Annotated in this window: 11 protein-coding genes; 4 read left to right on the top strand and 7 right to left on the bottom strand. The window is 73.1% G+C overall.

What is annotated here, in order from left to right:
• Window positions 1-6 precede the first annotated feature (6 nt).
• Together rpsD and ACFRCR_RS09740 are read right to left on the bottom strand one after the other, a co-directional pair.
• Window positions 7-633, bottom strand: a complete 627-nt coding sequence (gene rpsD / locus ACFRCR_RS09745; RefSeq protein WP_030151397.1) for a 30S ribosomal protein S4 — start codon at window positions 631-633, stop codon at window positions 7-9.
• 332 nt (window positions 634-965) lie between these two features.
• A complete protein-coding gene (locus ACFRCR_RS09740) occupies window positions 966-2,492 on the bottom strand; it encodes a replication-associated recombination protein A (protein ID WP_377677118.1) in 1,527 nt (508 codons plus the stop codon).
• A gap of 175 nt (window positions 2,493-2,667) precedes the next feature.
• Between ACFRCR_RS09740 and ACFRCR_RS09735 the strand changes: the two genes are divergently transcribed.
• Window positions 2,668-4,983, top strand: a complete 2,316-nt coding sequence (locus ACFRCR_RS09735) for an MMPL family transporter (RefSeq protein WP_377677116.1) — start codon at window positions 2,668-2,670, stop codon at window positions 4,981-4,983.
• A 108-nt stretch (window positions 4,984-5,091) separates the two neighbouring features.
• On the opposite strand, the gene ACFRCR_RS09730 is transcribed toward ACFRCR_RS09735, so the two are convergent.
• Entirely contained in the window at window positions 5,092-5,937 is an 846-nt protein-coding gene (locus ACFRCR_RS09730; protein WP_377677114.1) for a GNAT family N-acetyltransferase, read from the bottom strand.
• Window positions 5,934-7,763, bottom strand: a complete 1,830-nt coding sequence (aspS, locus tag ACFRCR_RS09725; RefSeq protein WP_377677113.1) for an aspartate--tRNA ligase — start codon at window positions 7,761-7,763, stop codon at window positions 5,934-5,936. The genes ACFRCR_RS09730 and aspS overlap by 4 nt, the downstream gene beginning before the upstream one ends.
• Window positions 7,764-7,899: 136 nt before the next feature.
• Here aspS and ACFRCR_RS09720 point away from each other — a divergent pair, with 136 nt between their 5' ends.
• Complete coding sequence (locus ACFRCR_RS09720) at window positions 7,900-8,367, top strand: PPOX class F420-dependent oxidoreductase (RefSeq protein WP_377677111.1); 468 nt, start codon at window positions 7,900-7,902, stop codon at window positions 8,365-8,367.
• 23 nt (window positions 8,368-8,390) lie between these two features.
• On the opposite strand, the gene ACFRCR_RS09715 is transcribed toward ACFRCR_RS09720, so the two are convergent.
• From ACFRCR_RS09715 to ACFRCR_RS09705, 3 genes are all read right to left on the bottom strand, one after another.
• A complete protein-coding gene (locus tag ACFRCR_RS09715; protein WP_377677110.1) occupies window positions 8,391-9,533 on the bottom strand; it encodes an Rv2578c family radical SAM protein in 1,143 nt (380 codons plus the stop codon).
• 243 nt (window positions 9,534-9,776) lie between these two features.
• The gene (gene hisS / locus ACFRCR_RS09710) at window positions 9,777-11,180 is read right to left on the bottom strand and encodes a histidine--tRNA ligase (protein ID WP_377677108.1); all 1,404 of its coding nucleotides are present in this window, start codon (window positions 11,178-11,180) and stop codon (window positions 9,777-9,779) included.
• Window positions 11,181-11,280: 100 nt separating this feature from the next.
• Entirely contained in the window at window positions 11,281-12,111 is an 831-nt protein-coding gene (locus tag ACFRCR_RS09705; RefSeq protein ID WP_377677106.1) for an MBL fold metallo-hydrolase, read from the bottom strand.
• Window positions 12,112-12,299: 188 nt separating this feature from the next.
• On the opposite strand from ACFRCR_RS09705, the gene ACFRCR_RS09700 reads away from it, so the two are divergent.
• On the top strand, window positions 12,300-13,004 hold the full coding sequence (locus tag ACFRCR_RS09700) for a peptidylprolyl isomerase (RefSeq protein ID WP_377677104.1): 705 nt from the start codon (window positions 12,300-12,302) through the stop codon (window positions 13,002-13,004).
• Window positions 13,001-14,731, top strand: a complete 1,731-nt coding sequence (locus ACFRCR_RS09695) for a DUF349 domain-containing protein (protein WP_377677102.1) — start codon at window positions 13,001-13,003, stop codon at window positions 14,729-14,731. Before ACFRCR_RS09700 ends, ACFRCR_RS09695 begins: the two co-directional genes overlap by 4 nt.
• The last annotated feature ends 56 nt before the right edge of the window (window positions 14,732-14,787 follow it).

The following is a 14,787-nucleotide window of genomic DNA, read 5'->3' as shown; positions in this document are numbered from 1 at the left end:
GGAGGATCAGCGAGCGTAGTACTCGACGACGAGCTGGACCTCGCAGGTCACGGGGACCTCGACGCGCTTGGGGCGACGCACCAGGACGGCGCTCAGCTTCTCGAGCTGGACGTCGAGGTAGGCCGGGACGGCCGGCAGGACGTCGCGGTGCGCACCGGCGGCGGCGACCTGGAACGGCGTCGTGGCCTGGCTCTTCGGCTTGACCTGGATCGTCTGACCCGGCTTCACCTTGAACGAGGGGCGGTCGACGATCTTGCCGTCGACGAGGATGTGGCGGTGGCCGACGGCCTGGCGCGCCTGCAGGATGGTGCGGGCGAAGCCCGAACGCAGGACGAGCGCGTCGAGACGCATCTCGAGGTTCTCGACCATGGCCTCACCGGTCAGACCGGCGTCCTTGCGAGCATCCTCGTAGGCGCGAGCCATCTGCTTCTCGCGGAGCGCGTACTGGGCGCGCAGACGCTGCTTCTCGCGAAGACGCACCGCGTAGTCCGACTCGGTGCGGCGACGGGCGCGGCCGTGCTCACCGGGCGGGTAGGGACGCTTCTCGAAGTGCTTGACTGCCTTGGGCGTGAGCGCGAGGCCCAGCGCGCGGCTCAGGCGAACCTGGCGGCGCGAACGAGTCACTGAAGACACAGTGTGTTCCTGTCCTGTCGTGTGTACTTGACGTCACACCCGTGCGGATTGCCGGGTGCGGGACCAGCCGATGAGCCGCCGCGATCCGTGAGGATGCCCACCCGTCGACGCGAGGTCGAGGATGACGTGCGGGGCTGCGGGGCCGAGGTCCCAGGCGGTTGCCGCTGCCCTGACGGGCGGAGACAACCTGAGAAGTCTACCGCACCGGGCGCGTCGCCCGGTCCTGCGCCTGGTGCGACGCCGGGCCAACGGCCCGGTGAGCGCCGCCGAGCGACGCGCGACGCGCTTCCGGGCGGGCCCCTGCGGGGCCGGTCAGGGCGCGTCAGGGGCTGTCAGTCCCCGAGGATCTGCCGGATCCGCTCGAGCCGCTCGGTCACCGACCGCTCGAACCCGCGGTCGGAGGGCGTGTAGTACCGCGTGCCCTGCAGGACGTCGGGCAGGTACTGCTGGCGCGCGACCGCGTGCGGGGCGTCGTGCGCGTACTTGTACCCCTTCCCGTGCCCCAGCTCCTTGGCGCCCGCGTAGTGCGCGTCGCGCAGGTGCGCGGGCACCGTCCCGACCTTGCCCGCGCGTACGTCCGCGAGCGCCGCGTCGATCCCGAGGTAGGCCGCGTTGGACTTGGGCGCGGTCGCGAGGTGCACGACGGCCTCCGCGAGGATGATGCGGGCCTCGGGCATGCCGATGAGGGCGACGGCCTGGGCCGCGGCGACCGCGGTCTGCAGCGCGCTGGGGTCGGCCATGCCGACGTCCTCCGCGGCCGAGATGACGATGCGCCGGGCGATGAACCGGGGGTCCTCCCCCGCGGCGATCATGCGCGCGAGGTAGTGCAGCGAGGCGTCGACGTCGGAGCCGCGCACCGACTTGATGAACGCGCTCGTGACGTCGTAGTGCTGGTCGCCGTCGCGGTCGTAGCGCACGGCGGCGACGTCGATCGCGCGCTCCATGGTCTCGAGGTCGACGACCACGGCCCTGGGCTCCGCGGGTTCCTCGTCCGTCGCCGCAATCTCCCCGTCGGGCGTCCCGGCACCCTCCCCCTCTCCGTGCGCCCCGCCCTGCCCCGGTGCGTCGCCCTGCCCGACGGCGTCGCTCGCGGCGGGCGCGCCGTCGTCGGGCCGGTCCGTGGTGCGGACGGGGGCGTCCGGGACCTCCGAGAGAGCGGCCCCCGCCGCGGCCTCGAGGATGGTCAGGGCCTTGCGGGCGTCGCCGCCCGCAAGGCGGACCAGGTGCTCCTCTGCCTCCTCCGCGAGGGTGACGGCCCCACCCAGCCCGCGCTCGTCGACGAGCGCCCGGTGCACCAGGGCACGCACGTCGCCCGACGTGAGGGGCTTGAGCGTGAGCAGGAGCGAGCGCGAGAGCAGCGGGGAGTTGACCGAGAAGCTCGGGTTCTCGGTCGTGGCCGCCACGAGCGTGACCCAGCGGTTCTCCACGCTGGGCAGCAGCGCGTCCTGCTGGGACTTGGAGAAGCGGTGGACCTCGTCGATGAACAGGACGGTCTCCTCGCCTCCCGTCGCGAGACGCCGGCGCGCGTCGTCGATGACCTGGCGCACGTCCTTGACACCGGCGGTCACGGCCGAGAGCTCGACGAAGCGCCGGCCCGAGGTCGTGGCGATGAGGTACGCGAGCGTCGTCTTGCCCGTGCCCGGGGGGCCCCACAGGATGACCGAGCCCGGCGCCGCGCGCGAGGCGCCCGGCCCGTCCACCTCGATGAGGCGGCGCAGCGGCGACCCGGCGACGAGCAGGTGCTCCTGGCCGGCGACCTCGTCGAGCGCGGCCGGACGCATGCGCACGGCCAGGGGCGCGCCAGGTCCCGGACGAGGAGTCCCCTGGGTGCCTGAGGTCGCGGCGTCGAACAGGTCCATCCCGGGAAGCATGCTCCGAGCCTACGCACCCCCACCGACACGGCGTGACACGGTGCGCCCTCCGTGCCGCGCCGTGTCGGTGCGCGTGAAGCCGTCGCGCAGCGCTCCCTGAGAGGTCCCCGCCCACACTGTGCACGGCCCGGCGCGGCCCCGCGCGAGGTGCCATGCTGACGGGGTGTTCGAGAGCCTTGGCCGCGCCGTCGCCCACCGTCCCCGCCTGACCGTCGCCGTGTGGGTGGTGCTGACCGCCCTGGGGTTCGCCCTCGCCGTCGTGGGTGTCCACGGCGAGAGCCTGTTCGACCGCCTGACCACGGGCGAACCGTCGGTCCCCGGCTCGCAGAGCGAGCGGGGCACCGAGATCCTCACCGAACAGAGCGAGACGGGCGAGACCGTCTCGCTCCTCGTGAGCGGGGTCGACCCCGCGGACCCGGCCCTCGCCGAGGCCATGGACCCCGTGCACCAGGAGCTCGCCGCGGTCGCCGGCGTCGAGACGGTCGTCGACCCGTTCGTGATCCCCGGGGGCGTCGAGACCGAGGCCGCGCAGTCGCTCGTCGCGGCCGACGGCGACGGGTTCGTGCTGTCCGTGACGCTCGAGCCGGGCCTCGACGAGGACGCCCAGGCCGCGGCCGCGACCGACGTCGTCGAGATCCTCGAGGCCGTCCCCGCGGACCTCGCCGACGTCGCCCCGGGCGCGACCGGGCTCGTGTCGAGCAACGACCTGATCGTCGAGGCCATCACGTCCCAGGTCGAGAAGGACCTCACGACGGGCGAGATGATCGCCCTGCCCATCGCGCTGCTCGTCATGGTCCTGGTCTTCGGCGGCTTCCTCGCGGCCGCGATGCCCATGGCCGGGGCCATCGCCTCGATCGGCGCCGGGCTCGGCGTCCTCCTCGTCCTGTCCTACCCGCTGACCATCGACGCATCCGTCGTCAACGTCGTCACGCTGCTGGGCCTGGGGCTCTCGATCGACTACGGGCTGCTCATCGTGTCCCGCTTCCGCGAGGAGCTGCACGCGCTCGACAACACGTCCCCGCGGCGCGCCACGTCCCCCGGGGACGCCACACCGGCCGCGGCGCCGGGGCCCGGCGCGGCGGGTGCGTCCCGGACGACCCGCGGGACCCGGCGCTCGCGTCGCCGCGACGCCGACGTGACGGCCGCTGTCGTACGCACCATGGCGACCGCGGGCCGCACCGTGGCCTTCTCGGCGCTGACCGTCGCGATCTCGATCGCGGGCCTCATGGTCTTCGAGCCCGACATCCTGCGCGCCATCGGCGCCGCCGGGCTCGCCGTCATCCTCATCGCCGTCGCGACCGCCATGACCCTCGTGCCCGCCCTGCTCGCGCTCGCAGGCCACCGGCTCGTCCGGCCCGGCGTCCTGAGCAAGGTCCCCGGGCTGCGCGCCCTCCTGGCCCGCACGGCCGACGTCCAGTCCGACGAGGGCTTCTTCTCCCGCCTCACCGGCCGCGTCCAACGCCACCCGGTGTGGGTCATGCTCGCCACCGTCGCCGTCCTGGTGGTGCTCGCGCTGCCCGTCCTCGGCCTGCAGATGCGCAACTCCGGCATCGAGCTGCTGCCCCAGAGCTCCCCCCAGCGCGAGTTCGTCGACGAGCTCTCCGCCCAGTTCCCCGCGTCCGCGAGCGCCGATGTGCGCGTCGTGACCGACTCCACGACCGAGGACGCCCAGGCCTGGGCCGACGAGATCGCGGGCCTCGACGGCATCGAGCGGGTCGACCCCGCGGTCCCCGTCGGCGACGACCACGCGCTCGTCGGGGTCCACCTCGACGCCGCCGACGCGGGCGGCCCCGAGGCCGTCGCCGTCGTCGAGGAGCTGCGCGCCCAGGACCCCGGGTTCACGTTCTACGTCACCGGGCAGGCCGCCGGGCAGGTCGACTTCCGGGCTGCCCTCGCGGACCGGGTGTGGTGGGCCGTGGGGATCGTGGTGGTCGCGACGTTCGTGCTGCTGTTCCTCATGACAGGGTCCGTGCTCATCCCCGTCAAGGCGCTCCTGACGAACGCCCTGTCGTTGGCCGCGTCGTTGGGCGTGCTGGTGTGGGTGTTCCAGGAGGGGCACCTGGAAGGGGTGCTCGACTTCGCGTCGGCGGGCGGCATCGAGACGTACGTCGTGGCCCTGGTCGTCGCGTTCGCGTTCGGGCTGGCCATGGACTACGAGGTGTTCCTGCTGTCCCGCATCAAGGAGCTGCACGACGCGGGCCTGTCGAACGACGAGGCGGTCCGCCTGGGTCTCCAGCGTTCTGGGCGCATCATCACGTCGGCCGCGGCCATCATCATCGTGGTGTTCGCGGGCTTCGTGTTCGGCGAGCTGCTCGTGATCAAGGAGGTCGGGTTCGCGCTGGCCGTGGCGGTGTTCATCGACGCGACGATCGTGCGCATCCTGCTGGTCCCGGCCACCATGACGCTGCTGGGCCGTGCCAACTGGTGGGCGCCCAAGCACCTGAGATGGCTGTACTCGAAGTTCTCGATCACCCACTGAACCAGCTGCTCCGCGCCCAGTCGCTGAGTGCGGAGCAGCTGTCGAGAACGACGGGCGTTCCCGACCACCACTCCGTGCTCAGCGGGACACGAGGGGCGGGGGCGCGGCTCAGCGCCGGCTCTCGAACTCCTGCACGACGGCGTAGCCGAGGCGGGTGTAGACGCGGCGGGCGGCGTCGTTGTCGGCGTACATGCCCAGCGTCACCCAGTCGGACTCGGCGAGCCCGGCACGGGTCACGACGGCCGTGGTCGCCGCGGCGATGCCGTGCCCACGCCACGCCGGGTCGGTCGCGATGCTGCCCAGCGACCACGGCGCGCCCGGTGCTGCCTGGCGGGCACCGACGACCCCGCGCAGCACGCCCTGGGTGTCCCGCCAGCCCCACCAGCGGACGAGGGGGTCATCCGGGCTCGTCTCGGCGAGCGGGTTCGCCACGTCCAGGCACTCCCGGACCTCGGCCGCGACCGACGGGCCGGTCAGCGCCTCGACGTGCTCCTCGCCGGGCTGGGCGGCGGGGGCCTCACGGGTCGCGAAGAAGTCCCACGTCGAGACCGAGCGCTCACGCTCGGGGTCACGCAGGATCGACGGCAGATCCTCGCCCGCACACCGGTCCCCCAGGACCGTGAGGGTCCCGCGCGGCAGGCCCGCGCTCACGACGTGCTCACCGAGCTCACCGTCCCGGGCGACACGCGCCAGCAGGTGCGCGGTCGCCTCGGGCGTGCCCATGCCCCACAGACCGACGCGCTGGTGGTGAGCGGCGCCGTCGGGCACGCTGCCCTCCCCCAGGGGGGCCGGCGGCGCCACGTTCAGCACGCACGCGTGCTCGTCCTGCCACACCCCGCGCACGTCCCACTCGGGGAGGTCCACCAGGACAAAGGGGTGGGAGGCCCACCGGTCGGTCAGACCGGTCGAGCCTCCCAGCGTCCTTGCCTGCGTGCGGGTGTCCGGGGCGCTCACGCCTTCCCGGCAGCGGTGGCGTCGGCCGCGACCTCAGCGGCGGCGTCCGGTGCAGGTGCCTTGGGCTTCGCGTCGACGCCTGCCTCCTTGCGCTGCTGCGCCGTGATCGGCGCGGGCGCCTGCGTGAGCGGGTCGAACCCGCCGCCCGACTTGGGGAACGCGATGACGTCGCGGATCGAGTCCGACTTCGTCAGCAGCGCCACGATGCGGTCCCAGCCGAACGCGATGCCGCCGTGGGGCGGGGCGCCGAACGCGAAGGCGTCGAGCAGGAAGCCGAACTTCTCCTGCGCCTCCTCCTCGCCGATGCCCATGACCGCGAACACGCGCTCCTGGACGTCGCGGCGGTGGATACGGATCGAGCCGCCGCCGATCTCGTTGCCGTTGCACACGATGTCGTACGCGTAGGCGAGCGCCTCGCCCGGGTTCTGCTCGAACGTGTCGATCCACTCGGGCGTGGGCGAGGTGAACGCGTGGTGCACCGCGGTCCAGGCCGAGTTGCCCAGGGCGACGTCGCCCTCGTCCGCGGCCTCGCCCGTGGGCTTGAACAGCGGGGCGTCGACGATCCAGACGAACGCCCAGGCGTCCTCGTCGATCTGGCCCGTGCGCTTCGCGATCTCCTGACGGGCCGCACCCAGCAGGGCGCGCGACTCGTTGGTCCTGCCCGCCGCGAAGAACACGGCGTCACCCGGCTGCGCGCCGGTCGCGTCGCGCAGGCCCTCGCGCTCGGCGTCGGACAGGTTCTTGGCGACCGGGCCCGCGAGGGTCCCGTCCTCCTGGAACGTCACGTACGCCAGGCCCTTGGCCCCGCGCTGCTTGGCCCACTCCTGCCAGGCGTCGAACTGGCGGCGCGGCTGAGAGGCCCCGCCCGCCATGACGACGGCGCCCACGTACTCGGCCTGGAAGACGCGGAACGGGGTGTCCTTGAAGTAGTCCGTGAGCTCGACGAGCGGGTTGCCGAAGCGCAGGTCCGGCTTGTCCGACCCGTACAGGCGCATCGCGTCGTGGAACGTCATGCGCGGGATGGGCGTGGGGATCTTGTACCCGATGAGGTCCCACAGCGCGACGAGGATCTTCTCGCCGAGCGCGATCACGTCGTCCTGCTCGACGAAGCTCATCTCGACGTCGAGCTGCGTGAACTCGGGCTGACGGTCCGCGCGGAAGTCCTCGTCGCGGTAGCAGCGGGCGATCTGGTAGTAGCGCTCCATGCCGGAGACCATGAGCAGCTGCTTGAACAGCTGCGGGGACTGCGGCAGCGCGTACCAGGACCCGGGGGCCAGGCGCGCGGGGACCAGGAAGTCGCGGGCGCCCTCGGGCGTCGAACGCGTCAGGGTCGGGGTCTCGATCTCGACGAAGTCCTGCTCGTCGAGCACGCGGCGCGCGGCCTGGTTGGCCTTGGCGCGCAGGCGCAGGGCGTGGGCCGGGGTGGGGCGGCGCAGGTCCAGGTAGCGGTGCTTGAGGCGCGCCTCCTCGCCGATGACCTCGGTGCCCTCGAGGGCCGTGGAGACCTGGAAGGGCAGGGGCGCGGACTCGTTGAGCACGACGACGTCGCTCACCACGACCTCGACCTCGCCCGTGGGGAGGTTCTTGTTCTCGTTGCCCTCGGGGCGGCGGGAGACCACACCGGTGACCTGGAGCACGAACTCGGCGCGCAGCGGGTGCGCGATCGACTCGTCGCGGATGACGACCTGGGCGATGCCCGAGGCGTCGCGCAGGTCGATGAAGGCCACCCCACCGTGATCGCGGCGACGATCGACCCAACCCGTGAGGGTGACGGTCTGACCGATCTGCTCGGCCCGCAGGGAGCCGGCTGTGTGGGTGCGAAGCACGGAGAGAGTCCTTCCGGAACATGCCGGGGCACACAGTGGCGTCCCGGGATGGGAGTGGGGAGTGCGCAGACGACGCACTCGGACGAGTCTAGTCTGTGGGCGGACCACGTTCAGGAGAACCCACCGGGAGGCACCCATGGCCAGGCGGATCGCGACCACGGACCGGCTCGGGCGCGCCGAGCTCGTCGAGTTCCTGCGTGCCAACCGACGGGCGGTGCTGCTGACCCGGCGCGCGAGCGGCGCCCCGCAGATGAGCCCCGTGACGTACGGGGTCGACGGCGAGGGGCGCGTCGTCGTCTCGACCTACCCCGACCGCGCCAAGTCCGTGAACCTGCGGCGCGACCCCGCCGCGTCGCTGTGCGTCCTGGGCGAGGACTTCGACGACGCCTGGGTGCAGGTCGACGGCACGGCCGAGGTGATCGACCTGCCCGACTCGGTCGAGCCCCTCGTCGAGTACTACCGGTCGGTCGCCGGGGAGCACCCCGACTGGGACGAGTACCGCGAGGCCATGGTCGTGCAGGGCAAGTCGCTGCTGCGCGTGACCATCACGAGTTGGGGGCCCGTGGCCACGGGCGGCTTCCCGGCACGGCTCGCGCAGGACTGAGCGCAGGGGCCGTCGCCAAGACGCTAGAAGAGCAACTGCTCGGCGCTCGCGGCCGCGCTCGGGCCCGTACGCCCGGACGGCCCACCGCGGTCCCGGTCCTGCACCACGAGGCTCCCCGCCGGATAGGCCCCCTCGTCGTGCCGCACCCTGTCGTCAGAGGTCTCCGGGTGCCAGGCGGTCCGGGCGTGTCCGGACGTGCGGGCCTGGGCCCGGTGCCCCGCGCTCGCGAAACCACGCTCGACCAGCAGCGGCCGCACCCGGTCCCACAGCCAGTCGCGATACGCGCGGCTCGCGTACGACCCACCCGCGTAGACGCGCTCGTAGCCCGCGACCCGCTCGGGGTGGTCGCGCCGCAGCCAGGCCATGAACCACTCGCGGGTGCCGGGCTTGAGGAACAGCGGAAGCACCGTGGCGCCCGTCGCGCCGGCTGCGTGGACCGCGTCCAGCAGGCGCGTGAGGTGGTCGGTCGAGTCCGTGAGCCACGGCAGCACGGGGGCGATCATGACCCCGCACGGGAGCCCGGCCGCCCGGGCGGCGCGGATGAGGTCGAGGCGGGCGCGCGGCGTGGGTGTCCCCGGCTCGACGGCCTGCTGGAGGTCCTCGTCGACGAACGCCAGGGAGACCCCGATGCCGACGTCCACCTGCTCGGCCGCCTGCGTCAGGCGCGGCAGGTCCCGGCGCAGGAGCGTGCCCTTGGTGAGGATCGAGAACGGCGTGCGCGAGGCCTCGAGCGCGTCGATGATCCCCGGCATGAGCCGATAGCGACCCTCTGCGCGCTGGTACGGGTCCGTGTTGGTACCGAGCGCGACCGCGTCACCCGCCCAGGACGGCTTGGCGAGCTCGGCACGCAGCACCTCGGCGACGTTCATCTTCACGACGATCTGGCTGTCGAAGTCCTCGCCGGGGTTCATGTCGAGGTAGCGGTGCGAGGGGCGGGCGAAGCAGTAGGAGCACGCATGGGAACACCCGCGGTACGGGTTGATGGTCCAGGTGAACGGCATGCGGGACTCCCCCGGCACCTTGGACAGTGCGCTCTTGGCGAGCACCTCGTGGAACGTGACCCCGGCGAACTCCGGGGTGCGCACCGTCCGCACGAGCCCCGCCATGCGGCTGAGCCCGGGCAGCGCGCCGTCGTCCGCCGTGATCGCCTGCCCGTCCCACCTCATCGCCTTATTCGAACACATGTTCGACCCGGTTGTCGACGCGGTCGGCCACGGCCCGGACGGCTGTGCCGGCAGGAGGGACGGTCCACGGTCCCCACGTCGACCGAGCCGGCCCGCATCGCCGAGAACTTCGCCGGGGCCGGAGCCACGCCCTGGCGTGCACCCGGCACGTACGCGTGAGGCCCGGAAGGGGTCCCCTGCCGGGCCTCACGGACGTCCTCCCGGGTCAGCGCCCGGGCAGTGCGCTCACTCCCCCGCGGGCACCACGCGCGGCCACAGGTCCTCCGCCGGCGGCGCCCACGTCGCCGGGTCCGCGGCGACCTGACCGCCCGAGCGGATGTCCTTGACCTGGTGCGGCACGACCTCGCCGTCCGCGCCGATCCCCGCGGGGAACCACACGAACGGGATGCCACGGCGGTCCGCGAACTTGATCTGCTTGCCGAACTTCGCCGCGCTCGGCGCGACCTCGACCGGGATGCCGCGCGAGCGCAGCGCGACCGCGACCGCGTCCGACGCGGGCCGGGTCTCCTCGCTCGCCACCGCGACCACCACCGCGCTCGGCACCGACCGCGTCGAACGGACCAGGCCCGCGCTCAGCAGGCGCGAGACCAACCGGGAGACCCCGATCGACAGCCCCACCCCCGGGTAGGTGTTCGCGCCGTCCGAGGCCAGGGTGTCGTAGCGCCCGCCCGAGCAGATCGACCCGAGCTGCTCGTGACCCACCAGGACCGTCTCGTAGACCGAGCCCGTGTAGTAGTCCAGGCCGCGCGCGATCTTCAGGTCCGCGACCACGACCCCCGGCGCCCGCACGGCCGCCGCGTCGATCAACGCCGACAGCTCGCGCAGACCCTCCTCGAGCAGCTCCGACGTCACGCCGTGCTCGGCCGCGAGCGCCCGCACCCGCTCCGCGACGCTCGCGTCCGAGCCCGAGACCGCCGCGAGCGCCAGGCACGCGGCCGCCTGCTCGGGCGTCGCGCCCGTTTCGGCGACCAGCAGCGCCCCGACCTTGTCCGGCCCGATCTTGTCGAGCTTGTCGATGCTGCGCAGCACACCCTCGACGTCGTCCAGGCCCAGCCCGCGGTAGAAGCCCTCGGCGACCTTGCGGTTGTTCACCAGGATGCGGACCTCGGGCACGCCGATCGAGCGCAGCTCGCCCAAGGCCTCGGCCATGACCAGCGGCAGCTCGACCTCGAAGTGGTAGGGCAGCTCGCCCGCTCCCACGACGTCGATGTCCGCCTGCACGAACTCGCGGAAGCGCCCGTCCTGCGGGCGCTCACCGCGCCACACCTTCTGGATCTGGTGCCGCTTGAACGGGAACGCCAGGTGCCCGGCGTTCTCGAGCACGTACCGCGCGAACGGCACGGTCAGGTCGAAGTGCAGGCCGAGCTGCTTGTCCCCCTTGCCGCCGCGGTCCCCCACGGCTCCGTCGACCGGGTCGCCCTCCTCCTGGAGGCGGCGCAGCACGTACACCTCCTTGGAGGTCTCGCCCTTGCGCAGCAGCTGGTCCAGGGGCTCGACGGCCCGCGTCTCGATCCCCGCGAACCCGTGGAGCTCGAACGTGCGACGCAGCGTGTCGAGCACGTGCTGCTCCACGACGCGTCCAGCAGGGAGCCATTCGGGGAAACCGGAGAGAGGTGTAGGTCGGGCCATGGGACCCGATCTTTCCAGACTCGCGAACCGAACGAGCAATCCACTCGCGACGACGGACGGCCCCGGCGCGTCCCCGCCCGGCCGTCCGGGACGCGCCGGTTCACAGTCCACGCAGGTACGGGTTGGTGCGGCGCTCGCGGCCGACCGTGGTGAGGGGGCCGTGGCCGGGGACCACCTGGAGGGCCTCGTCGAGTTGCCCGACGACGTCGCGCAGGGTCCGCTGCATCGTCTCGCCGTCTCCTCCGGGCAGGTCGGTCCGCCCGACGGACCCGGCGAACAGGACGTCCCCGGCGAGCACGACCCCGGCCGCCTGGCCGTCCCGTGCCGGGCCCGACGTCCCGTGCTCGTCGCCCGCCCCGAGCGGGAGGTAGAGCGTCGAGCCCTGGGTGTGGCCCGGCGCGTGCAGCGCGTCGACCAGGACGCCGCCCAGGTCGAGCCGGACGCGCGGGTCGGCCGTCGACCCGCCGCCGGGGCCGGGCACCACCGAGGCGCCGGACCCTCCGCCCGAGCCGAAGGTCCGCACCTCGCCCGGTTCCCGGTAGTCCTCTCTTCGGGCGCCGCCCGCCGCGAGCGCCAAGGCCAGCGGCCCGCTCGTGAGAGGTCCGTCCGCCGGGGTCCCGTGCTCGATCGTGCCCAGGGGGTCCGCGAGCCGGTACGCGTCGGCCGCATGGATCCACAGCGGCACCCCGTACAGGTCGCAGAGCTCGGCGGCGTCCCACGTGTGGTCGGCGTGCCCGTGCGTCGCGAGGACCGCGGTCGGCGACAGGCCGTGCTCGCGCACGAGCGCGACGACGCCCGGGACGACCCCCGCCCCCGCGTCGACGATCACGCACGGGCGCGGGACGCCGTCGGGCACGGCATCCCGCGACCCGGGCGCGACGATCGTGCAGTTGGTCCCGAACACGGGGGCGACCACGAGGAAGACGTCCATGGCAAGGACAGTACCGACCTGACAAACAGGACACCTGATACCGGACCGTGACCTGAAAGGCGGAAAGTCACCGCGCCGGACCGCTCCCGATGCCTAGACTGTCCTCTGAAACCGTGGATCACCCGTGCAAGCACGCGCCTTCGCGCCGGCACGCGGACCTGCCCGTGGCGTGAGACGAAGGAGTTGGGGTGTCAACGAGCAAGCGCGAACGTGAGCGCGCCCGTCTGCGTGAGCAGAAGTGGACCCGGCGCCAGGCCGACGCTCGCGCCCGCCGACGTCGCGTGTGGACGATCGCCGCGGCCGTCTCCGGGGTCGCGGTCGTCGCCGGCGTGACCGCGCTCGCCGTCTCCGCGAACGCCCCCGACGCGACGTACACGCTCCCTCCCGCCGCGGCCGCCGAGGACCGCGAGTGGACCGGCGAGCTGCGCACGAGCGCTGGCGACATCGCGTTCACCCTCGACGGGCAGGCGGCACCCCAGGCCGTCGCGAACTTCGTCTCGCTCGCCCGCGCAGGGTTCTTCGACGACACCGACTGCCACCGCCTGACCACCGCGAACATCTTCGTCCTGCAGTGCGGCGACCCCACGGGCACCAGCACCGGGGGGCCCGGCTACACGTTCGGGCCCGTGGAGAACACGCCCGAGGACGGGTTCTTCCCCGCAGGCACCATCGCCATGGCCCGTGCGCAGTCGACGGACTCCCAGGGCAGCCAGTTCTTCCTCGTCTACGAGGACAGCACCTTGCCGACGAACACCGGTGGGTACACCGTCTTCGGCAAGATCACATCCGGCTTGGACGTCGTCCGAGCAGTCGCTGACGCGGGCACAGCGGACGGAGCCGTCGACGGCTCCCCCGCCACCCCGGTCACCATCGAAGGAGTTGAGACCCAGTGAGCGAGAGCACCGAGAACCACGCGAACTCTCCGGCGCAGGCATCCGAGGAGGCCCCCGCGACGGAGCAGGTCGAGGTGCCGGCGGTCGCTGAACCGACCGAGGCCGCGCCTGCGACCGACGCGCCCGAGGCCGCGACGGACGCGCCCGCAGCAGCGAGCGACGAGGCCGCCGCGCCCGTCACGGACGAGACTCCTGCCGAGACGCCCGACGCACCGGCCGAGGCCGAGACCACAGCGCCCGAGGAGGTGACCGAGACCGGCACCGCCCAGGCCGATGCCCCGGCCGAGGCCCCGGCCGAGGCCGCACCAGCCCCCCAGCCGGCCGCCGTGCCCAAGCCCTCGGCCGCGCCCAAGCCGAGCGCGATCCCGGTCCCGCGTCCCCCCAGGCCCGGGACCCCGGCCCCCGCCGCGGCTGCGGCGACCATCGCCCCGGCCGCCGCCGCGGCCGTCATCCCCGACGACAGCGCGGCCGCCAAGGCCGCCGCGGGCTTCGGCCGCGTCGACGAGGACGGCACGGTCTACGTGACCGAGGCCGCGGGCGAGCGCAGCGTCGGGCAGTTCCCCGGCGTCACCCCCGAGGAGGCGCTCGCCCTGTACGTGCGCCGCTACCTCGACCTCCAGGCCAAGGTCGCCCTCTTCGAGGCGCGCCTGACCGGCACGGACCTGTCCGTCAAGGAGATCGACTCGACCCTCGCCAAGCTCACCGAGGAGACCGCCGAGCCGTCCGCCGTGGGCGACCTCGACGGCCTGCGCGCGCACGTCGAGTCCCTTCGCACGGTCGCGGCCTCGCGCCGCGCCGAGCTCGAGGCAGAGCGCAACGCGGCCAAGGAGGCGGCGCTCGCGGCACGCACCGAGATCATCGAGGCCGCCGAGAAGATCGCCTCGACCGACCCGTCGCGCATCCAGTGGCGCCCCGCGGGCGAGGAGCTGCGCAAGCTCCTCGACCAGTGGAAGGACGCCCAGCGCAACGGGCCGAGGATCGACCGGACGAGCGAGGAGGCGCTCTGGAAGCGTTTCAGCCACGCCCGGACGGCCTTCGACCGCGAGCGCCGGCACTACTTCGCCGAGCTCGAGCAGCGCAACTCCTCGGCCAAGGAGGTCAAGGAGAAGCTGGTCCAGCGTGCCGAGGCCCTGCAGAACAGCACGGACTGGGGCGCGACGGCGGGTGCCTTCCGCGACCTCATGACCGAGTGGAAGGCCGCGGGGCGCGCCAACCGTCGCGACGACGACGCCCTGTGGGCGCGTTTCCGTGCGGCCCAGGACGCGTTCTTCCATGCCCGTGACGAGCTCAACGCCGCCACGGACGCCGAGTACGCGCAGAACCTCGTGGTCAAGGAGGCTCTCCTCGAGCAGGCCGAGAAGCTCGTGCCGGTCACGGACCTGGCCCAGGCCAAGGTCGCGCTGCGCGACATCCAGGAGAAGTGGGAGGACGCGGGCAAGGTGCCGCGTGCCGACGTCCAGCGCGTCGAGGCGCGTCTGCGTGCGGTCGAGACCGCGGTCCGTGACGCCGAGCAGTCGCAGTGGTCGCGCTCGAACCCCGAGACGCGTGCCCGCGCCGAGGGGGCTGCCGCCCAGCTCGAGTCCGCGATCGCGGGCCTCGAGGAGGACCTGGCTGCGGCGACGGCCAAGGGCGACAAGCGCAAGGTCGCCGAGATCGAGTCGGCGATCACGGCTCGTCGTGCGTGGCTCGAGCAGGTCGTGAAGGCCGCCGAGGACTCGCGCGGCTGATCCCGTACCACCCGAGGGGCCCGTGGGGGCCTGTGGACGAACGCCTTGTCCACAGG

The organism is Oerskovia sp. NPDC056781, assembly GCF_042789955.1.
In the GTDB taxonomy this organism is placed as follows: Bacteria; Actinomycetota; Actinomycetes; order Actinomycetales; family Cellulomonadaceae; genus Oerskovia; species Oerskovia rustica.
Note: the sequence above shows the minus strand (reverse complement) of the source record. Positions and strands in the feature narration are given on the sequence as shown.

What these genes read in the sequence shown, in the direction of transcription:
- ACFRCR_RS09740 (WP_377677118.1), bottom strand. Translation starts at nt 2,492, where the DNA reads ATGGACCTGTTCGACGCCGCGACCTCAGGCACCCAGGGGACTCCTCGT.
- ACFRCR_RS09720 (WP_377677111.1), top strand. Translation starts at nt 7,900, where the DNA reads ATGGCCAGGCGGATCGCGACCACGGACCGGCTCGGGCGCGCCGAGCTC.
- ACFRCR_RS09715 (WP_377677110.1), bottom strand. Translation starts at nt 9,533, where the DNA reads ATGAGGTGGGACGGGCAGGCGATCACGGCGGACGACGGCGCGCTGCCC.
- hisS (WP_377677108.1), bottom strand. Translation starts at nt 11,180, where the DNA reads ATGGCCCGACCTACACCTCTCTCCGGTTTCCCCGAATGGCTCCCTGCT.
- ACFRCR_RS09705 (WP_377677106.1), bottom strand. Translation starts at nt 12,111, where the DNA reads ATGGACGTCTTCCTCGTGGTCGCCCCCGTGTTCGGGACCAACTGCACG.